14 protein-coding genes and 1 pseudogene are annotated in these 19,376 nt (G+C 69.2%); 4 read left to right on the top strand and 11 right to left on the bottom strand.

Going from position 1 to position 19,376, the window contains the following annotated elements; translation table 11 throughout:
- Positions 1 to 93 precede the first annotated feature (93 nt).
- On the top strand, positions 94 to 774 hold the full coding sequence (locus NE234_RS42770) for a GntR family transcriptional regulator (protein ID WP_252786899.1): 681 nt from the start codon (positions 94 to 96) through the stop codon (positions 772 to 774).
- A 399-nt stretch (positions 775 to 1,173) separates the two neighbouring features.
- Here NE234_RS42770 and NE234_RS42765 read toward each other — a convergent pair whose 3' ends face one another.
- The 4 genes from NE234_RS42765 to NE234_RS42750 all read right to left on the bottom strand — a co-directional run bounded on the left by NE234_RS42765 (position 1,174) and on the right by NE234_RS42750 (position 6,474).
- Entirely contained in the window at positions 1,174 to 2,580 is a 1,407-nt protein-coding gene (locus tag NE234_RS42765; protein WP_252786898.1) for an amidase, read from the bottom strand.
- Between the two features lie 92 nt (positions 2,581 to 2,672).
- Positions 2,673 to 3,245, bottom strand: a complete 573-nt coding sequence (locus tag NE234_RS42760; RefSeq protein WP_256530301.1) for a TetR/AcrR family transcriptional regulator — start codon at positions 3,243 to 3,245, stop codon at positions 2,673 to 2,675.
- A gap of 366 nt (positions 3,246 to 3,611) precedes the next feature.
- Positions 3,612 to 4,109 carry an SMI1/KNR4 family protein gene (locus NE234_RS42755; protein ID WP_252786896.1) on the bottom strand — a complete coding sequence of 166 codons (498 nt, stop codon included), beginning with the start codon at positions 4,107 to 4,109 and terminating at the stop codon, positions 3,612 to 3,614.
- A 370-nt stretch (positions 4,110 to 4,479) separates the two neighbouring features.
- The gene (locus NE234_RS42750) at positions 4,480 to 6,474 is read right to left on the bottom strand and encodes an ATP-binding protein (RefSeq protein WP_252786895.1); all 1,995 of its coding nucleotides are present in this window, start codon (positions 6,472 to 6,474) and stop codon (positions 4,480 to 4,482) included.
- Between the two features lie 237 nt (positions 6,475 to 6,711).
- On the opposite strand from NE234_RS42750, the pseudogene NE234_RS46210 reads away from it, so the two are divergent.
- Positions 6,712 to 7,077, top strand: a pseudogene (locus NE234_RS46210) (helix-turn-helix domain-containing protein); the annotation flags it as partial.
- A gap of 66 nt (positions 7,078 to 7,143) precedes the next feature.
- On the opposite strand, the gene NE234_RS42745 reads toward NE234_RS46210, so the two are convergent.
- From NE234_RS42745 to NE234_RS45730, 4 genes are all read right to left on the bottom strand, one after another.
- On the bottom strand, positions 7,144 to 8,310 hold the full coding sequence (locus NE234_RS42745; protein WP_252786894.1) for an epoxide hydrolase family protein: 1,167 nt from the start codon (positions 8,308 to 8,310) through the stop codon (positions 7,144 to 7,146).
- Between the two features lie 475 nt (positions 8,311 to 8,785).
- Complete coding sequence (locus NE234_RS42740; RefSeq protein ID WP_252786893.1) at positions 8,786 to 9,424, bottom strand: TetR/AcrR family transcriptional regulator; 639 nt, start codon at positions 9,422 to 9,424, stop codon at positions 8,786 to 8,788.
- 284 nt (positions 9,425 to 9,708) lie between these two features.
- The gene (locus tag NE234_RS42735; protein ID WP_252786892.1) at positions 9,709 to 11,010 is read right to left on the bottom strand and encodes a PP2C family protein-serine/threonine phosphatase; all 1,302 of its coding nucleotides are present in this window, start codon (positions 11,008 to 11,010) and stop codon (positions 9,709 to 9,711) included.
- Positions 11,011 to 11,414: 404 nt separating this feature from the next.
- Positions 11,415 to 13,280: a sigma-54-dependent Fis family transcriptional regulator gene (locus NE234_RS45730; protein WP_252786891.1), complete on the bottom strand. Its 1,866-nt coding sequence runs from the start codon at positions 13,278 to 13,280 to the stop codon at positions 11,415 to 11,417.
- A gap of 342 nt (positions 13,281 to 13,622) precedes the next feature.
- On the opposite strand from NE234_RS45730, the gene NE234_RS42725 reads away from it, so the two are divergent.
- Both NE234_RS42725 and NE234_RS42720 read left to right on the top strand, forming a co-directional pair.
- Positions 13,623 to 14,903: an ROK family transcriptional regulator gene (locus NE234_RS42725; protein WP_256530290.1), complete on the top strand. Its 1,281-nt coding sequence runs from the start codon at positions 13,623 to 13,625 to the stop codon at positions 14,901 to 14,903.
- Between the two features lie 490 nt (positions 14,904 to 15,393).
- Positions 15,394 to 16,371 (top strand): L-threonylcarbamoyladenylate synthase, encoded by a 978-nt coding sequence (locus tag NE234_RS42720; protein WP_252786889.1) that lies wholly within the window; start codon positions 15,394 to 15,396, stop codon positions 16,369 to 16,371.
- A gap of 86 nt (positions 16,372 to 16,457) precedes the next feature.
- Here the strand turns inward: NE234_RS42720 and NE234_RS42715 are convergent, their stop codons facing one another.
- Genes NE234_RS42715 through NE234_RS42705 form a run of 3 tightly spaced genes read right to left on the bottom strand, consistent with a single transcriptional unit; the run spans position 16,458 to position 19,355 of the window.
- A complete protein-coding gene (locus NE234_RS42715) occupies positions 16,458 to 17,228 on the bottom strand; it encodes an ABC transporter ATP-binding protein (RefSeq protein ID WP_252786888.1) in 771 nt (256 codons plus the stop codon).
- A complete protein-coding gene (locus NE234_RS42710) occupies positions 17,228 to 18,280 on the bottom strand; it encodes a FecCD family ABC transporter permease (protein WP_252786887.1) in 1,053 nt (350 codons plus the stop codon). The genes NE234_RS42715 and NE234_RS42710 overlap by 1 nt, the downstream gene beginning before the upstream one ends.
- Positions 18,273 to 19,355 (bottom strand): ABC transporter substrate-binding protein, encoded by a 1,083-nt coding sequence (locus NE234_RS42705; protein ID WP_252786886.1) that lies wholly within the window; start codon positions 19,353 to 19,355, stop codon positions 18,273 to 18,275. The genes NE234_RS42710 and NE234_RS42705 overlap by 8 nt, the downstream gene beginning before the upstream one ends.
- Positions 19,356 to 19,376 lie beyond the last annotated feature (21 nt).

The raw sequence follows: 19,376 nt of genomic DNA, 5'->3' as shown, positions 1-19,376 counted from the left end.
CCCGAGGTCGCCTATGCTATAGCGTACTTGCTATAGCATACTGCAGTCGATCGTCAAGCTATTTGCCACAGCAACAAGGGCTAGGTTGAGACCATGAGTTCCGAGCGTTCCGATCTGCCGCCGCTGTTCCGCGGCCGGTCCCTGGCCGAACAGGCGTACCAGACGATCCGCGAGGGCATCGCCACCGGCCTGTTCGTCAGCGGCGAGCGCGTCACCGAACGCGGCCTGGCGGCCCAGTTGCAGGTCAGCCCGACCCCGGTTCGGGAGGCCCTGCGCCGGCTGGAACAGGAGGGGCTGATCGAACGGGTTTCGGCCCGCCAGCTACGCGTGGTCGACCACTCCGCGGAAACGTTGCGCGAACTCATGCTGACGGGTGCCGCGCTGCGCGCGATGGAGGCCCGGTTCGCGACACACAAGATCACCGACGCGGCGCTCGACCGGATGGAACGTCTGATCGACACCCTGGTCAACGAGCGCGACCTGGACAATTCCGAGCGCATGCGGCTCGCCCGCGAATTCGACGCGGAAATCGAGCGCGCGGCCAACAATCCCACGCTGCGCAGCATGATCGTCAGCCTGTCCGTGATCGGCCAGGAGCGGCGAGCGCGGTCCGTGGAGTCCACGGCCACGCACCCCGAGGTAGGCCGGCAACGAATCCAGGACCACCATGACATCCTGGCGGCGCTGCGTAGCCGCGACCCCGACCTGGTCGAACGAGTCTTTCACCAGCACGCCATCGCAGGCGTCAACCTCCTGCTCGACGACCTCGACTGACTGCCCGGGTGACTCGTACCCGACCGGACCGGGCGCTGGCCGGCAGGCCGAAGGGATTCGGGGCAGTCCAATGGGCATCGCCCGCACCGCGCCCTGAACCAGGGGCTGCTGGTCGTTCACCGCGTCGACGACATGCTCGACTTCCTCCGCCCCAGCCCGAACAGTCCGCGAATCGAGCCGGTGTACTGGTCGGAGAAGCTGGTCCCGGGCTTCGGCAGCGAGGTCAAGGAGTACGACGCCGAGTGCGCCCTGGCCTACGTGCGGCAGGCTGTGGCCGACGCGGTCGAGGCACACGGCCCATGCGGAGCGAAGCCGTCCGTGGTGCCGATACGGGCGCTTCGAGGGGCACGACGGTTGTCGCGCTCCTCGAAGCGCCTGGACTGTGGCCTTTCGCGACTGTCAGATGGTGGGGTGCTGGTCGCGGACGGGGCTGAGCGACTCCAGCAGCGACGCGATGTGCAGGATCGTCGACTCGGAGTACCAGTTGGCTGCCAGCTGCACACCGATCGGCATGGCGTCGCTGCTCGTGCCGAACCGCATGGACAGGGCCGGGAGTCCGGTCAGGTTGAACGGGATGGTCGCCGTCTGTATGTGGGCGGCGTCCACCGTCTGACCGTTGATGGTGAACTGGGTGAGTCCGTGTTCGTGGGCAGGGATGGGCAGGACCGGGAGCAGGAGGACGTCGTACTGCTGGAAGTACTCGGTGAATGCGTCCCGGAGACGTTCGATGCCCTGTTCGGCCAGGACATAGTCCTCCACGGATGTGTCGGGGCCGGCGAGCATGGACTTGGAGACGTGGGCCATCTGGTCCTCGTGACCGGCGGTGACGTCCTGGAAGGCCGGCTTCACCTCCATGACGTGCTGCCGGTAGAAGAGGTCGAGAGGATTGTCCCGCTCAAGCGCCGGGATGCTCACAGCCTCCACCTGAACCCCGGCGCCCCGCAGGGCTTCGGCGGCCCTCTGCACGGTGGCGGCGACCTCCGAGTCGATCGGGCCGAGTCCGGAGTCGGCGAGCCAGCCGACACGGACGGGCCGGTCCGGCGACGCGCCCAGGCCGGCGTCGAACTCGCGCGGAACGGTGGCGAAGCCGTCGGCGCCGTCCGGGCCGGATAGCACCGAGTACGCCAGTGCGAGGTCGCGGATGGTACGGGCCATCGGGCCGACGTGCCAGTCACGGCGCGGCACCCGCGGCCAGACCCCCGTCATCGGGATGCGCCCGTGCGTTGCCTTGAGGGCGACGATGCCGGTGTGAGCAGCCGGCCCCCGCACCGAGATGGCCAGGTCGCTTCCGAGCCCGAGCGGCGACATACCGGCCGCGATCGCCGCCGATTCACCGCCACTGGAACCGCCGGGCGTGCGGTCGAGGTTCCAGGGGTTGTTCGTCCTGCCCGTGAGGAGGTTGTCGGACTCGGTCGAGTACGAGAACTCCGGGAGGTTGGTCTTCGCGAGGAGGATCGCACCGGCGCGCTTCATGCGCGCCACGCTGGTGGCGTCCGTGTCCGGGATGCGGCCCTCGAAGATCGGGGAACCACGCTGGGTCAGCACCCCGGCGGTGTCGAACGAGTCCTTGACCGTGAACGGCACGCCGTGCAGCGGCCCGACCTCCACGCCCGCCGCGAGCGCTTCGTCCGCGGCCTTCGCAGCCTCCAGAGCACCGTCGGCGAGCGTAACGATGGCGTTGACCTTCGGATCGGTCGCCTTGATGCGATCGAGGTGCGCCTGCACCACCTCGACGGATGACACCTTCCTGTTGCGGATCAGTTCAGCGAGTTCGCTCGCGTCGGAGTAGATGAGGTCGGTGGTCATGATCATTGTCCTTACTAGACCGGTCTACTCCAATAGACCAGTCTACTGCTGGCTGCCGCCGAGGCCGGTGTGCCGCAGGCGGCGGGGGCTTGTCAGACGTGGAGGACCTGGCGCGTGACGGTCATGGCGCGGTCGAGATGATCCGGGCTGCGATGGATCTTCGCCATCATGCTCGCTCCGACCCACAGACTGTACAGAGCCTCGGCCGTCGTACGGGGGCTGCCATCGACGGACACGGACCCATCCGCGACACCGTCGGTGATCATCTGCTCCAGGCGGTCGACGATCGCCGTGGTCCCCGTTTTCGTCGCCACCCTCATCACCTCGGAGAGGTCGGCGATCTCCGCACCGAGCTTGACGACCAGGCACCCGCCCTGACAGTCGTCCACGACTTGCGTGTCGTAGAAGTTCTGCCAGTACCTCATCAGACGCTCCGCGGACCTCTTGTCCTTCTCGGCAACGATGCCGTCCATGGTCGCGAGGTAGTCGTCGAAGTAGCTCTTCATCATCGCCTCGCCGAAGGCATCCTTGGAACTGAAGTAGTGGTAAAAGGACCCCTTCGGGACGCCGGCCGCGGCGAGGATCTCATTGATGCCGACCGCGGCGTAGCCCTTCGCGGCCACGATCCGCCGTGCGGTATCCAGAAGGCTCTGGCGTGTTTCCATCTTGGTGGCCGGCATGACTGAACCGTAGCATCGGATTAGACCAGTCGTCTAGAGCGCCATTAGACCAATCGTCTCGACGGTGGAGTGGGAGCTGGGCCAACTACATGCCGGCGGACTCGCCATGCGCCGCCATCGTCGACCGGCTCACCTCGACGGCACCATCATCGAAACCGGCACCGACTCCTACCGTCTCGCACACACCCGTGCCCAGCAGTCCGCCAGTGCTGCCTGAGTACCCTTCTCGGTCACACCTGCTCTGGCGAAGTGGTGAAGCGTCTCATCCACGGCCTCGGAGGGGGGTCCGTTGTTCGGGGCGCCGACCAGCTCCTCGGCGGGTACGCCGCTCAGGACAGCGGGCCGTGAGCGTCAGGCCTCCGCCTCGGCCAGCCACTTGTCGCGAGCACTGAGCAGCAGCGCGCCGAAGCTGTCGTGGGGCAACAGATCGCCACCGTCACCCGGCCACCACTCGTAGGCCCGCCACTCGCCGTCCGCGCCGATGTGGTCCGCGCTGAGCACCCAGACGTCGCCCTGGTTGGTGTCGGTGGAGATCAGTACGCACCGCCTGAGCTCGGACTCCAATTCGGGGAAGTCCATGTCCCCGAACCACGCGGTCCACATCTCGGGGTCCGCCTCCGGGTACCAGCCGATCGCCTCGACCCTTCGCAACGTGCCCGCGTTGGTCGGCATCTTGGCCCAGCCGTCGCTGACCAGCAGGAAGTTCCGGTAGCTGGGCGGCAGCGGGACGCCGAGCCGCTGCTCGGCGGCGCGGACCGCGTCCTCCCCCGCAGGCTGCGTGCCGGGCCATCGGGTGCCGGGAGCGGTCAAGAACTCACGCCAATCGGGGACGGTCACCGGCGGGGACATGCGCGTACTCCATTCGTGATGGCGGTGCACGCCGATCCTAAGGGGGATCTCGTCCTGACGACGTCAGGCTACGTGAGCCGAATCGGCGAATGCCTCTGACCGACGAGACTGCCTCGCGTTCGACAAGACGGGACAGAACGCGCTCAAGGCCCCGGCATCGAGAAGCGAGGTGGGGCCAGAATCCACCCCTGGCCGGGGCCACTCATCGTGCCTGAAACCAATCAGACTGTCCCGTCCTCTGCGGTGGTGTGCGTGACGGGCTTGTTCAGGATGCGTCCAACATTGTTGGCCAAGACGTCCAGTCCGCCGAAGGCGTCGACGGCGGACCCGGCCGCCGGGCCGAGCCCGAAGGACGATGTCCCTGGCGGGGTCACTCCATGGTGGGCCGCTGTCCGACCTCGCGGGCCCAGAGCCACTCCGTGAGGTGGGCGACCGCCCGGTCCCGGTGGCGCCGGTAGGTGTTGAAGGACAGGTGCAGCTGCTGGGCGATGCGTTCCTGGGTGGTGGCCGGGTGCAGGAACGTGCGGTCCACCAACACGCCCAGATCGGGCCGCAGCACACCCGCGCCCGTGGCGAACAGGTCTCGGAGCGTGTCGACGGACGGCCGATCGCCGCGCTCGTGCTGCCGCACCACGCGCGAGCGCAGCAGCGGGTTGTCTCGTATCCGCTCCGGCGCGTGCAGGTCCCGCAGAGCATCCCGGACGGCCTGCGCGAACTCCGGCTCAGAGAGCACCGCCTTGCCGTTGCCGGGTTCGGTCAGGTGAACCGGCGCACCGGTTTGGCGGGCGCGGACGAAGCGCAGCCACTCCGTGACGTCGACGCGGCGCCAGTCGTGCGCGAAAACGGGGAACCGCCTGTCGCCGACCGTGTACTCGGCTCCTGGGGCGGGCTGGAAACCGAGGTCGGCCAGGGTGCGGCGCCACTGGGCCGCGTCGGCGTACGCGCCCACCAGCGTCCATGCCGAGTTGTCGCCGCGGATCAGGATGTCGAGGGTCTGGCAGGCCGAGAACAGGGTCACCGACGGTGAGGAGAACTGACCGTGGTCGCGGTCGAGGAAGAACCGCCAGGCCCGTACCCGCTCGCCGGCGCGGGGGGCGCCGTTGTCATGCGCGTAGCGCCACATGGCGGCTGCCCCCGGGTCCTCGTCGAGCTCCGCCCCGGTCAGCTCCAGGCACGCGGCATAACCGCGCGGCTCCCCCGACAGGGAACGGAACACCCAGAATGCCGCGGGCTGCCGCGTCATCCAGTATGCGGCCAGCGTGGCCTGCTGCTCGCCCTGCCAGGCCGAGGTCATCGCGATGATCGGATCTCGATCCCCGTCCCGCAGCCGGTCGGCGTACGCCTGCATCGTCGGCGGCGGCGCGGTGCACGTTTCGCTCTTCGAGCGGGCACTGGCCAGGACGATCCTGTCCACGAGCATCTGGACTTGTTCACGCTCGTCCACCGACGCGCGGATCCGGGCGAGCATCGCGGCCGCGACCCTGCTCTGCAGATCTGCGTACCGGCCGGGGGCGCGCCAGCGCAGGTCCGCGTCGAGGGCGTCACGAGCGATGTCATGCGGGTACAGCCCCCGCGGTCCCTCATCCACGAACGGCAGCGCGCGCAACCAGGCGAACAACTCCCCGGCATCCGCGCCGATCACCTCGTGCAGAAGTTCTTCGGTGGTCACGGGCGCGTGTGCGCAGATCTCCAGCACCGCCCGGTGCCGCGGGCTCGGCGCCGCGTCGACCGCCTGCGTCAGCAGCGCGCTCACCACGTCCGGCAGATCGGCCAGCGTGCGCGGTTCGGCGCCCCGGCGTACCGCGTCGACCAGCATCGACAGGGCCAGCGGATGGCCGTGGCTGATGGCCAGCAACCGGCCGTGCCACTCCGGCGGCACCTGCTGGACCGTCAGGTACCGCCGCCCGTCGTCAGGCGACAGGTTGTCCAGCGCGACGACCCGCATCAGGTCCCGCCATGCCGGGTCCGCCCGCCACTGCGGACGGGGCGCCTGACGCCCGGCGATCACCACGAGCACGTCGCCGGGCAGCGAAGGCAGGTATTCCTCGCGTACCCAGTCGTCACTGTCCGCCAGCAGTTCATAGGTGTCGATCAGCAGGACCGGCCGGTCACCGCCGGCCACCGCGGGCATCGCGCCCGGAGCCAGCCGCAGATGCCGTACGTCGACTCGGACCACGGGGCGTCCAGCGGCTTCCGCTACCTCCCCGAACACCTCGAGCAGCGCACTCTTGCCGACACCACCCGCTCCGTGCACGAAGATCAGGCCCGGTTCGGCCAGCGCGGTCCGAAACAGCGACACCTCGCTGTCCCGGCCGACGAACGAACGCCTGCGCAGCTCTCGTAGCCGCTCGCCCAGCACCGCCACGGATCAACGTTAGCCCAGGATCACCAACGGCCGGAGAGCCCCCCGGCCGATCCGCCAGGCACACCGGGCAGCGCATGGGCAGTGGACGGGCAGTGGATGGTCTTCCGAGGCGCGATCGGCCGACTGATGATCAGGGGCGTCGCAGTCGTCGCGGGCTTCGGCCAAGTCCATTGAGCGGTCCGGACGGCGCAGACACAGCAGCCGTGCCCGGAGCCCGTGGCCCCTCCGATCCCATGCATGGCTCCAGCAGCCCCGCGACGTGGAAGGCAGGACATGGCGGTGGAACTCGGTGAACTCGTCCCGCGCGAGGCCGCAGGCCCCGTGCGTCAGACGGTGGCGTACATGAGGGACCGACTGGATCGGCCGGTGACCGTCGCCGAACTGGCCGGTGTGGCGCGGTTCAGTCCCTCCCACTTCCTGCGAGTGTTCAAGCGGGCTACCGGTCACACGCCGCACCGCTACCTCACCCTGCTGCGTGTCGCCGAGGCCAAACGACTGCTGGAACGTGGTGTCACGGTCACGCAGGCGGCGCAACGGTGCGGATTCTCCAGTACGGCACACCTGTCCGCGGTCTTCCTCCGAGAGACAGGTGTACGTCCGTCACGCTGGGTTCGCCCGTCACGCCGGCAGCCGACCAGCGACCACGGCACAGGCGATCGCCCGGCCCGTTCAGTGATCACGGACCTGCCGGAAGGCGTTCCGCAGCTCGCTGACCAGGACGCCGGGCTGTTCCCAGCCCGCGAAGTGCCCGCCGTACTCCATCTCGTTCCAGCTGATGAGATTGTGGTACCGGCGTGCCGCCCAGCGCCGGGAGACCGGGAACGGTTCGGCCGGGAACAGCGTGAAGGCGGTCGGCACGGTCACGGTCAGCGCGTTCTGCGTCTCCGCGTCCCGCGGCGTCCCCCGCGCCGCCTCCCAGTACCAGCGCGCGGCGGAGGCGCCGGTGCGGGTGAACCAGTACAGGGCGATGTCGTCCAGTTGCTGGGCCACGCTGACCCCACCGCCCGCCTCTGGTCGCGTGTCCGAAAAGGCGACCAGTGCCTCGCTCAGCCACGCGGCGAGCCCGGCGGGAGAGTCGAGCAGGGAGTAGCCCAGCGTCTGCGGGAGCACGCTCTGGACCCTCACATGGGTGGAGCCGGTCAGCATGAACCTCTCGCGTCTGGCGAGCATGCCTTTCTCCGTCTCGTCGGCCGTCGCCACGTCTTCGGGCAGGGGCGACGCGAACGGCATGGTCAGATGCAGGGCGGCAACCCGCTCGGGCGCCAGGCGAGCCAGCTCGGTGCTGACGAGCGCGCCCCAGTCGCCGCCGTGCGCCCCGAAACGTCCGTACCCGAGCCGCGTCATCAGATCTGCCCAGGCCCGTGCGGTACGGCCGGGTTTCCAGCCGGGTTCCTGGGGCCGCGCGCTGAACCCGAAGCCGGGCAGGGCGGGCACCACGACGTCGAAGGCGTCCTCAGCGGACCCGCCGTGCGCGACCGGGTCGGTCAGCGGCCCGATGATGTCCTCGAACTCCAGGACCGAGCCGGGCCAGCCGTGCGTCAGCACCAGAGGAAACGCGTCGGGCTCGGGAGAACGCACCCACCAGAACGCGATGCCGAGGCCGTCCAGACGGGTGCGGTAGTGCGGTATCGCGTTCCACCGCTTCTCCAGGGCCCGCCAGTCGTGCTGTCGCCACGCGTCGAGCAGGCTCCGCAGGCGACTCAATCCGATGCCCTGCGCACCGTCCGGAACCGTCTCCGCTTCAGGAAGCCGGACACGGTCGAGACGCTCCCGCAGGTCCGTCAGGTCGCGTTCGGGAATGCTCACTGGAAAAGGTTCGATCTTGACCTCGCTCACGACCGCGACGCTAGGACACGGACACCGCCCCGCTCGATACACAAAATCGCTCAGTACGCCGACGTCGCTCGGTTCCACGCTTCGCACGGGACAGCCGGCCGCGACGAAGTACCTCGGCATGCCGTACTTCGACTGGATCACCGCCGATCCGGCCCGCGCCTCGCTGTTCCGTGACGCGATGGGCACGTTCATGGCGACCCTGCACCAGGGAATGCTTGACGGGTATCAACCGCCCACCGGCGATGTCATCGCAGGCCGGCCTGCCGGATCAGAAGCTGTGGCGCATCAACGCCGGCGCCGACTACGGGGCGCTCAACAGTGCCGCGCGCCGCAAGGCCGACCCGGACCCAAGCCGAATAGCCTGCACGCAGGGATCCGATCGGGTCCCGATGAGGCCGGGGTGGCCGGCGACAAGGCGACCGAGTCGCCGCGCACCGTGGAAGACAGGGTTGCGGCTCCCGCACGGCGACGTCGCTCAGGGCCCTGTAGGTGTCCTGGGTCGGTCAGCGTCGGTTGAGGCGGGGGCGCCGTGCAGGAGGCCGGCGAGGAGTACGTCGACCATGTGGCGGGCGCGGTAGCCGGGGAAGGTGTCGGCGCCGATGCACAGGTTGCCGATGGCGATCATCAGGTCCAGGGGGCGTACGTCCACGCGGATCTGGCCGGCGTCGGCGGCCGTCCGCAGCAGCCGGTCGAGCACCGGGACGAGGCGGTCGACGAACTCGGCGTGCAGGCTCTCCAGCCCCGCCTGATCCGAGTGCAGTGCCTCGGGCAGGCCGTGCTTGGTCACCAGGAAGTCGGTGAACCGGGCCACCCATGCGCGCAGCACCTCATAAGGGGCCTCGGGGTCTTCGCCGGAGGCGCCGGCCGGGGTGGCGGCGAGCGCGTCGACCTGGTGGCGGAAGACCGCGACCACCAGATCGGGGCGGGTGGGGAAATGCCGGTAGACGGTGCCCATGCCCACACCCGCCTCGGCGGCGATGTCCCGCACCGGAGCGTCGATGCCGGCGCGGGCGAAGACGGCCGCGGCCGCGTCGAGCAGGGTCTGGGCGTTCCGGCGCGCGTCGGACCGCTTGCGCCGACCGCCGGCGGCCGACGGCGTGTCAGCCGATGACATGCGGACACCTCCAAGCTTGACCGACTCTGCTCATCCAGTTACACCGAAGACCGTACAGTCCTTTTTGAGGCTAACGATCGGCCGGCATCAGGAGCAGCGTGCTCCACGGCTGATCGGGACTGCCCATTCGCCAGGTCGGGGGCAGAACCTCTCATGGGTCGGTGACGGCTGTAGACGCCGACGATGCCGCGGGCATGTCGTGTTCCGCCGTAACGCTCCTTTGGCCGAGACCGGCAGACTGCCGAGCATTCGTCGGTCCACGGGGTAGTGCATGGGCGCCGGGCTCACAGACGGACGATGACGATGGCGATGTCGTCGCGGGTGCCGTGGATGGCGCCCAGATGGGTCAGCAGGGCGTCGGCCAGAGGCTCCGGGTCCAGGGTGCGGTGACGGCCGAGGACGCCGGTCAGGCGGGCCAGGCCTGCATCGATGTCCTCGCCGCGGCGTTCGATCAATCCGTCGGTGTAGAGCACGAGGGTGTCGCCGGGGCTGTAAGAGTGGGATGCCTGGGGACGGGGAACGTGCTGAGGTCGGGCTCCCAGCGGCGGGTCGGTGGCCTGGTCCAGCAGGTCACAGCTGCCGTCCGGGTGCACCAACAGCATGGGCGGGTGTCCTGCGCTGCTGTAGACGATCACCTGGCTGCGGCGATTCACCAGCGCCGCGACGGCGGTGGTGTTCAGCGCACCTTCGAACGACCGGGAGTACAAGCCCAGGCTCTCCAGCGCCTGGGCAGGGCGCTGGGTCGCGCGCACGGCGGCGTTCAGGGCGCTGCGGAGCATGCCCATGGTGGCGGCGGCGTCCAGCCCATGGCCGACGACGTCGCCGACCGCCACCGAGAAACAGTCGTCCGACAGGTCGATCAGGTCATGCCAGTCGCCGCACACATTCAGGGATTCGGTGGCGGGTAGATACCGCACCGCGACGTCCGGGTGCTGCGCCAGGTCCGGCGACTGGAGCATTGCCTCCTGCAAGGTGACGGCCACCTGCCGCTCACGGGCATGAGCCTGTCGCAATTCCTCGTTCAGCCGCTGCAGTTCACGCGCCCGCTCATAGAGCTCCGCTTCCAGCGCATCACGCTCGGTGATCCGCTCAGACAGCAGGTGGTCACCGGCGACACGAGACTGGACGAATGCGGTGACGTCCTCGACCCGGTTGATGATCTGAGTCACGTGCCCGTCCGCCGCGAGGATCGGAGTGTTGATCGTTGACCACCACCGCTCCTCGAACTGCCCGGGCCGATTCATGATCGGGATGTCGTACTTCTGCAACGGCATCACGTCCGGTTGCCGTGAGTTCAGGACCCGGTGCAGCGAGGCGCTCAGGTTCTGCACCCCCTCGGCCTCAGGGTCGGCGGGATTATCGGGGAAGGCATCGAAGATGTACTGTCCGAGCAGATCTTCCCTGGTCCTGCCTGTCGCATCCAGATATGCCTGGTTGACCTCCACGATCACCAGATCTGGGTCGAGCACCACGTTGGGGGTCGGGGTGGCGGCGAACAGCGCCGCGTAATCGATCCCGGAGATCGCCCTTGCCTCCCTTTCGGCGCCGTCCTGGCGGTCAAGGGCGATCAGGCCGTGGTTGGTCATGCTTGCCGTCCATTCGTCGCTTTCGGGGGCGGTCCCCGGTGAATGTGATGGGCCGTCAAATCGGCGATGACGGCGGCCGCCTGCGCCCCGTTGGGCGGTGCCCGCGAGAACGGCCGCACGGTGGCGACTCCCCCTGGTCGAAGCCCGGCATCCCCGTTGGTCTCGCGTCGACGTCATGGCGCGGGAGTCGGCGGCTCAGCCGCATCCCACGCCGGTGCGTTGCGGTACGCGAAGCCGAAGATCGGTGCGGTCATCACCTCGGCCACGGTGAGAGTCAACCGTGTGATCCCGTTGTGGAGCCGTCTCAGTTCGAGACGGACCGGGTCTCGGTCCGCATCGTCTTGTAGCCGGAGCGACGCGGTTTCTCCGGCGGCCCCTGCTGAGCCGAAAAGGCATCGCTCAGATCACCTGCTGCCGTGAGGGAGCACCGAGATCCCATAGGAGTTGATTTTGCGGTAGATCGTCGCCCGGGAGATGCCCAGCAGGTCGGCCGCCTCGACCTTGTCACCGTCGGTTTCCAGTAGAGCGCGGACGATCGCGTCACGTTCAAGGGTCTCCCATTGGGTGAGCACACGCCGGCTGGTCACATGGCATGACTCGGGCAGGTCCTCCGGCCGGATCTGCCCTGCCCTCCTGCGGGTCAATGCGTGCCGTAGCGCGTGTTCCAACTCGGCGACATTCCCCGGCCAGGGTGCCCGCAGCAGGACCCGCATCGCGGCCGGGCCGCACGAGACCGCCCGGTGACCGGCGAACCTGCGCAGAAGGACGGGGACGAGTTCCCGCAGGTCATCGATCCGATGACGCAGTGGTGGCACGGTCAGTGTCACCGGCAGGCCGCGGAGGAGGTCGTCCGGCAACTCGGCGTCGCCGGTCGCCGTGGCGACCAGCCAGAGCCGGTCCGAGCACCCGGAGATCGAGTCCAGCCACACTGTGATCGCCGTCAGCACCGCCGGGGTGAAACGCTCCGGATGGCGCAGCACCACCGTGTGCTTCACCGAGGAACTCGAAAGCACCTGATCCAGGCGGGCCGCGACCTCTTCGACCCGCTGGTCCGGCTCGATGACGACAAGCGATCCCCCGGGCGCGCACGCGCGATGAACGGCTTCGACGAGCGCGAGCTTGCCTGATCCTGGCTCGCCCTCCACCAGCACCCGGACACCGCTTCGGCACCACGCCAACAGCTCCGCGCACACCTTGCTGAAGATCACGGACTTTCCCGCGAGGCGCAGGCAGGCGGGCTGGACCAGCGGCCGGGGCGTGGGCCGCGGTACATCGGCCAGATCGATCTCCACCACCGCCGCGTGTGTTCCGATCGGGCGGCACCGTAGGGTGGCCACCTCCCCGTGGGACAGCGTGACCTGGCCGGACGACTCGCCGGATCGCAGCAGTTCGGCTGCCCGGTCCCGTACGATCGGGTGATCGGCGGGCGCGAGCAGCTCGGTGGCCTGCCGGTTGGCCATCATGAGATCGTCGCTGAGGGTGACGGCGGGCCGACCTGCGTGCCTCCCAACGGCCAGGAACTCGGTGAACAAGGCCCGCTCCCGCTCCGCTCCCAACTCCAACAACCGCTGCTCGATGGCATCCGCGGCGTTGTGCACCAACGCGGGCAACACGACAGGGGCCAGCGGATCGGCGTCCTTGTTCCACCAGGTGACGTTCAACAGCCCGGTCAGGCGTCCGGTCAGCCGATCCCAGATCGGCGAGGCCGCGCACGCCAGCGCGTGCAGCCGCTCGTTGAAGTGCTCGCTTCCGGAGACGTAGGAGACCCGACGGGTCTCAAGGGCGGTCCCCATGCCGTTGGTCCCGACGTACTCCTCCGCGTAGGAAAAGCCCGGGGCGAGCCTGACCTCGTCGAGACGTTCCAGCAACGACCGGTCGGCGACCCGCCGATGCAGCACCCGCCCGCCGGCGTCGCAGACGACGAGGCTCATCCAGGTCTCCAACAGCGTCTCCGCCAACCGGTCCAGCACCGGCCGTGCCGCCCGCAGGAGCCGGTCGTCGGCGTCAACGTCACCGACATACGGCGGATCCAGATCCGCGCTGTCGACGCCCGACAGCCGGGAACGGCGCCATGACTCGACGATCCCGGCCCGCAACCCCACCGGTGGCACGTCTCCCGCTTCGAGAAACCGCTCCCGCGCCCAGGCCACGCTGTCGTGGGCGCTGCCGCCGTTTCCCCCCATCGCGGCACCGGCTGCGGCCGGCATGTGGTCCGGGCCGCTGGTCACGGCGGGGTCCACGAGAGATTGGCGGTTGACGTGCTGGGACACTTCATCTCCTTGGATGCCACCCCGAGCCGAGTGGACGGCGGCCAGGCGGTCGATCGTTCATCCGCGATAGAGGCGCTCGGTGAGCCGGTCTCCTGGACCGTGCGCACCGGTCGCTCGCTGACCGCGCGCGGGGTGCCTCGTCGCACCAAGTCGATCAACCCGCATCTAACGAGTCGGATCAGACATAACTACCCTTCGTGAACACGGCACTTAAGGCAAGACCTGACGGAACTCGTTGCCAAGGATCTATGTTTGAGCCAACGCCTTCGATAAGGCGCACCTCCGCGAGCCTGCGATGCCGGGTATTTGACGTGCGGCAGAAGGCGGACCGAGCATGTGGACATGACCGATGGTCTGGTGCGCTCACCGTGGACCCGCTTCGGTCTGACGAAGGGAGCGTTGCGGCTGGCCGAGGCGCTGCGGACGGAAGGTCCCAGCACGCGGGCACGATTGAGCCGCCGCACCGGCATGTCGCGGCCGACCGTGTCGGCAGCGGTGACCGAGCTGAAAGACCATGGGCTGATCACCTCCGAAGAGGAGAACGAGACCTCGGGGCATTGGCCCGGCCGACCACCAGAGACGATCTTCCTGACCCGGAAGGCGGGTCTTGCCGTGGGCGTGGACCTCGGCCGCTCTCACATCTCCGTGGTGCTCACGAGTCTGGGCCATCAGCCCATCGACAAGATCTCAACCGGTCCTGAGCTGGATTCCCACGTCCATCCCCGAAACGCCGACCTGCGTCCCACCGACGCGACCGACAAGGTGGTCGAGCTGGTGAACGCCCTCCTCACCCGCAACCACACCGACGCCGCCGACGTCATCGGCGTCGGCCTCGGTATCCCGGCTCCCGTGACGCTCGAAGGGGTGGTCGGAAGCCCCACCCTGCTTCCCGGCTGGGCCGACTTTTCACCAGGCCCGAACCTGTCCGAGCACCTGGGCGTACCGGTCATCGTCGAGAACGACGCGAGCCTCGGCTGCCTCGGCGAGGCCCTGTTCGGCCCTGATCAACCCTGGCGGGAAATCGACGGCGATTACGAGCTCACCTTCGTCAAGGTCGGCACCGGCATCGGCGCGGGCACCGTCCGGAACGGCCGCCTGCACCGTGGCGCTGACGGAACAGCCGGAGAGCTCGGACACATCACGCTCAACTACCTCGAGCGCGACATCTGTCCGTGCGGCAACCATGGGTGCCTCGAGTTCTACGTGGGAGGCCTGAAGCTCCTGGAGCAGGCACACGCCGCCAGAGCCCGCACGATCGAAGCCCGGCCCACCGGCGCCGCGAACCGTCTCCCCCCGCCGCGGATCGACAGCGTTCTCGACCTCGCCAGCCGTGCCAAAGAAGGAGACCGGTTCTGCCGGACCCTGATCGAGGACGCAGGCGACCTGATCGGCATCGCGCTCGGCACCCTGGTCAATCTCAACAGCCCCAACACGATCCTCATCGGAGGAGCCCTCAGCACGGCCGGCGAGATCCTGCTCGACCCGATCCGGAACAAACTTGCCCGGACCGCGATGTCTCCGGCCGCCAACGCCGTCCACCTCGACCTCGCGAAACTCGGCCGCTGGTCGACCGCCTGGGGAGCCGCGGCCATCGTGCTCCAAACCCCCGCAGGCAACCTCTGATGCCGTTGAACCGCCGAACCGGCACCACGCGCCCCCCGGCCATCGCGCTGCGGTTGAGGAATTCCCTCGTGGATGCGTGCCGAGTGGTACCGCGACATACGAGCACCCAACCAAGGCGCTGGCGGCCACATACTCTGGCGCGGGATAGAGGATCCTCCCGGCCCGTACCCGGTCATCCGTCTGTTCTGGGCTTACGTGCGCTGGTCGGCGGTGGACCCGGCCGCATCCGCAGCCGGGTCTGATCGCCGTCTCAGGCCACGACGGGGCGAGTTCGCCGGAATAACGGAGCACATCGGCCAGGTTCGCCGGTTCACCCGGTTCCTGCCGGCCGACTCCACCGCGGCGATCGACGCCTCGTGGGTGGTCGGAGAACCGGCCACCTCAGGCGCCCACCTCATGCGACCGTCCGGGAGACTGGATGAAGACCGGACGTCATGCGCCGGCGAGACCACGGACCAGGGGTGAGCGGGACAGTGGGAGGATCGTGAGGGTGACGGCGATAACCAGTGACATCGATAAGGCGGCGGGTGTGCTGCGCGCCGGCGGCCTGGTGGCCTTCCCGACCGAGACCGTCTACGGGTTGGGCGCCAACGCCGAGGACTCCGCCGCGGTCGCACGCGTCTTCCAGGTCAAGGGGCGCCCACCCTCTCACCCGCTGATCGTCCACCTCGGCGGCGCGGAACACCTGGGTGACTGGGTCGAGGAGGTGCCCGCGACAGCGCGTCTGTTGGCCGAACGCTTCTGGCCGGGGCCGCTCACGCTGGTCCTGCGGCGCGGTCGCCGGGTGGCCCTCCAAACCACTGGTGGCATGGAGACGGTGGCCGTGCGCGTGCCCGACCACCCCGTCGCACTCGCGCTGCTGTCCGCCTTCGGCGGCGGTGTCGCGGCCCCGTCCGCCAACCGCTTCGGTCAGGTCAGCCCCACCACGGCGAACCACGTCCGTACGGAGCTCGGCGACGCCGTCGACTTCGTGCTGGACGGCGGCCCCTGCGACGTCGGCGTCGAGTCGACGATCGTCGACGCCACGGGCGAGATTCCGAGCATTCTTCGGCCCGGCGGGGTGACGCGCGAGGACCTCGAAGCGGCGCTGGGCCGCCCGCTCGCGGTCCACTCGACCAGCCGCATCCGGGTGCCGGGCCAGCACCCCTCGCACTACGCGCCGCGTGCGCAGGTCATCCTCGTCGAGCCCGAGGACATCGCCGCCGAAGCCGAGAGCGCGCAGGAGCGAGGGCACCAGGTGGGCGTCTTTCTTCCCCCGGCCTTCGCCGACGCTCCGGTGAAGGCACACACCGTAGTGGCGGTCCCCGACTCGATGGCCGCCTATGCGCGCGGGCTGTACGGGTTCCTGCGCGAGCTCGACCAGCGAGGGTGCGACCTCATCATCGCCTCCTTGCCGGCAGAGGAAGGGCTGGGACTCGCGATCGCCAACCGGCTCCGCCGCGCCGCAGGGCCCCGCCCCACGGCGTGACCGGCACCGACGCCGTTCGACTGCGTGGTCACGAGCCGGCGGACGGGGAAGGGCTCGCGCCGGTGGCCTCGAGTCGGGCCGAACGCTCACTCCGGTCGCGAGGCCACGGCGATGTGTGGCCGGCCGGTGATGGGGTGGGGGCCGATGTGCGCGCGGACTCCGAAGACGTGTGCGATCAGCTCGGGGGTGAGGATCTCCAACGGCGGGCCGCTGGCTGCGATCCGGCCGCCCTGAAGCACGACGACGCGGTCGCTGTAAGCGGCGGCGTGGTCGAGGTCGTGCAGCGCCGCGAGCACGGTCAGGCCCAGGTCGCGGACGAGGTCCAGTAGGTCCAGCCGGGCGCGGATGTCCAGGTGGTTGGTGGGCTCGTCCAGTACCAGGAGTGGCGCCTGCTGCGCCAGCGCCCGCGCCAGCAGGACGCGCTGTCGTTCGCCGCCGGACAGGGTCGAGAAGAGCCGCGCGGCCTGCGCCCCCATCCCGACCCGTTCGAGCGAGGAGCCGACGATGGCGCGGTCGGTGCCGTCTTCGCGTTCGAGGAGTCTTTTGTGCGGGGTCCGGCCCATGGTGACGACCTCGGCGACGGAGAGTTCGGCGTCGACGTCGCCGTGCTGGGTGAGGACCGCGCGACGGCGCGCGGCCTCGCGGGGCCGCATCGCCCACAGGTCCTCACCGCCCAGACGCACGACCCCGCCGGTGGGACGAAGCGCCCGGTAGACGGTACGCAGCAGGGTCGACTTGCCGCTGCCGTTGGGACCGATGAGGGCGACGAACTCTCCGGGTTCGGCGGTCATCTCGACGTCGGACAGGATGGGGTGGTCGTCGATGCGGGCGGACAGGCCCGCGATGGTGAGTCGCATCAGATCCTCCCCCCGGCGCGGCGCCGCAGCAGCCACAGGAAGAACGGCACGCCCAGGGCGGTGGTGAAGATCCCGAGTGGGAGCTCGTCCGGGCGGTCGACCGTGCGGGAGGCCAGGTCGACCAGGACGAGGAAGACGGCGCCGAGGAGCAGCGCGACGGGCAGGACGCGGCGGTGGTCGCCGCCGACGATGAACCGGGCCATGTGGGGGACCATCAGCCCGATGAAGGCGATCCCGCCGGCGACGCTCACCACCGTCGCGGTCAGCAGCGAGGCGACGACGAGCAGGGTGACGCGCAGCGCCTGCACCGGTACGCCCAATCCTGCGGCCGCGTCGTCGCCTGCGGCGAGCGCGTTCAGGTTCCGGGCCTGCGACAGCAGGTAGGTCAGGCAGAGGCCGATCACGGCGGTGGGCACGCCGAGGCTGTGCCAGGTACCACCGGCGACGCTGCCCATGAGCCAGAACATCAGGCCCTGCAACTGCGCGGGATCGAGCCGGAGCTGCACATAGCTCGTCGCGGCCGAGCACAGATAGCCGACGGCGACGCCGGCCAGGACCAGCCGGGAGTCCAGCAGGCGACCGGCCCGCTGGGCCAGCAGGTAGACGACCAGCACGCTCAGCAGGGCGGTACCGAACGCGGCGCCGGTCACCCCGATCCCGCCGAGCGCCGTCGTCCCGAGCGCGGCGACCAGCACGGCGCCCAGCGAGGCGCCCGACGACACGCCGAGGACGTACGGGTCGGCGAGCGGGTTGCGGACCAGCGCCTGCAGGGCGACGCCCGCGACGCTCAAGCCCGCACCCGCGACCGCCGCGAGCAGCACCCGTGGGGTGCGGATCTGCCAGACGACCTGGTCGCGGAGCGGATCGATCCCGTGGGTCCGGCCGGTCAGGTGCGCGCCGACCACCCGCCACACCGCGCCGATCGGCAGCGTCACCGAGCCGATCGAAATCGCCACCAGAGATGCCATGAGCAGTGCCGCCGCCAGCCCGGCGATCAGTACGCCTGTCGTGCGGCCGGAGACCAGATGCGGCCGGTCGAGTCGCTCAGCCATTGGGGTGGATCACCTTGGCCAGCTTCTCGACCGCCCAGGCGTTCATCGGCCCCAAGTACACGCCGTCGGAGACGATCGCGTAGGTACCGGTCTTCGACGCCTGCCACTGCGGATAGGCCGCGAACAGCCGCCGTGCCTCTTCGGCCGGCTTCTCATCGGGTGTGAAGACGCCGACGGCCAGGACGTCGACCTGTGCGGCGGCGAGTTGTTCGGCGTTGAGCGTCCGTGTCGTGTCCTCTCCTCGTCCCGCGAAGGAGTTCTGGCCTCCGGCGGCCTTGATGACGTCGTCGTAGATGCCGCCCGTCATGACCGCGGGCAGACCGTTGGCGTTCATCATCGACATCCCCGGGTACGCGATGAGCACCTTGCGCGGCGGCGCCCCTGCGGTCCTTGCCTGGACGGCTCGGACGCGGGCTCGGAGCCCGGCCACGATCTGCGCGGCCTTGACCTGCACGTCGAAGATCCGTCCGAGCAGGGTCATGAACTGGAACGACGATTCGATCGACGCGTGCCGCAGAGCTTCCTTCTCAGCCGGAGACGCGTTCGGTTTCCCGTTCGCGCAGTTGACCGGATTGACGAGGGAACGGATGCCCGCGGCGGCGAGTTGCTCACGCGTTGCGAAGCCGCTCCGGGCGTCGAACCCGCCGGACCAGGTGGAGACCACCAGATCGGGTTTCGCCGCCAGGACCTGCTCGGCGGGAACGTCGAAGTTCTTGTTCATCGTCAGGCCACGCGTGGGCAGGGCCTTGATCGCGGTGACCATCGACGGGTCGTCCGACACGCCATAGTGCTGGGCGTTCGCCAGGATGCTCCCGGTCAGCCCGAGCATGACGAAGCTCTCCACCTCCGCCACCGACGTCCCGTTGAGGATCAGCACCCGGCTGGGTGGCCGGGTGAACGTGACCTTCTGGCCGCAGTTGTCGATGGTCAACGGATAGGCGGTCCTCCGGGGTGCCGTCTCATGTGTCACGGGCGTACCGCTCGGGGAAGTGGACTTCCCGCATCCGGCCGCGGTCAGGACGAGCGCCGCGGTGAAGGCGCTCAGGGCCATCAGGTTCGGTGTGCGTACGGGCATGGTGAGGTTTCCTTCGCGCGA

It is taken from the genome of Actinoallomurus rhizosphaericola (genome assembly GCF_024055675.1).
GTDB classification, from domain to species: Bacteria; Actinomycetota; Actinomycetes; order Streptosporangiales; family Streptosporangiaceae; genus Actinoallomurus; species Actinoallomurus soli.
The sequence above is the reverse complement of the archived record's forward strand: the minus strand, read 5'-3'. Positions and strand labels throughout refer to the sequence as shown.

What these genes read in the sequence shown, in the direction of transcription:
- NE234_RS42740 (WP_252786893.1), bottom strand. Translation starts at nt 9,424, where the DNA reads ATGTCATCGGCTGACACGCCGTCGGCCGCCGGCGGTCGGCGCAAGCGG.
- NE234_RS42755 (WP_252786896.1), bottom strand. Translation starts at nt 4,109, where the DNA reads ATGTCCCCGCCGGTGACCGTCCCCGATTGGCGTGAGTTCTTGACCGCT.
- NE234_RS42715 (WP_252786888.1), bottom strand. Translation starts at nt 17,228, where the DNA reads ATGCGACTCACCATCGCGGGCCTGTCCGCCCGCATCGACGACCACCCC.
- NE234_RS42735 (WP_252786892.1), bottom strand. Translation starts at nt 11,010, where the DNA reads ATGACCAACCACGGCCTGATCGCCCTTGACCGCCAGGACGGCGCCGAA.
- NE234_RS42710 (WP_252786887.1), bottom strand. Translation starts at nt 18,280, where the DNA reads ATGGCTGAGCGACTCGACCGGCCGCATCTGGTCTCCGGCCGCACGACA.
- NE234_RS42705 (WP_252786886.1), bottom strand. Translation starts at nt 19,355, where the DNA reads ATGCCCGTACGCACACCGAACCTGATGGCCCTGAGCGCCTTCACCGCG.
- NE234_RS42760 (WP_256530301.1), bottom strand. Translation starts at nt 3,245, where the DNA reads ATGGAAACACGCCAGAGCCTTCTGGATACCGCACGGCGGATCGTGGCC.
- NE234_RS42770 (WP_252786899.1), top strand. Translation starts at nt 94, where the DNA reads ATGAGTTCCGAGCGTTCCGATCTGCCGCCGCTGTTCCGCGGCCGGTCC.
- NE234_RS42725 (WP_256530290.1), top strand. Translation starts at nt 13,623, where the DNA reads ATGACCGATGGTCTGGTGCGCTCACCGTGGACCCGCTTCGGTCTGACG.
- NE234_RS42765 (WP_252786898.1), bottom strand. Translation starts at nt 2,580, where the DNA reads ATGACCACCGACCTCATCTACTCCGACGCGAGCGAACTCGCTGAACTG.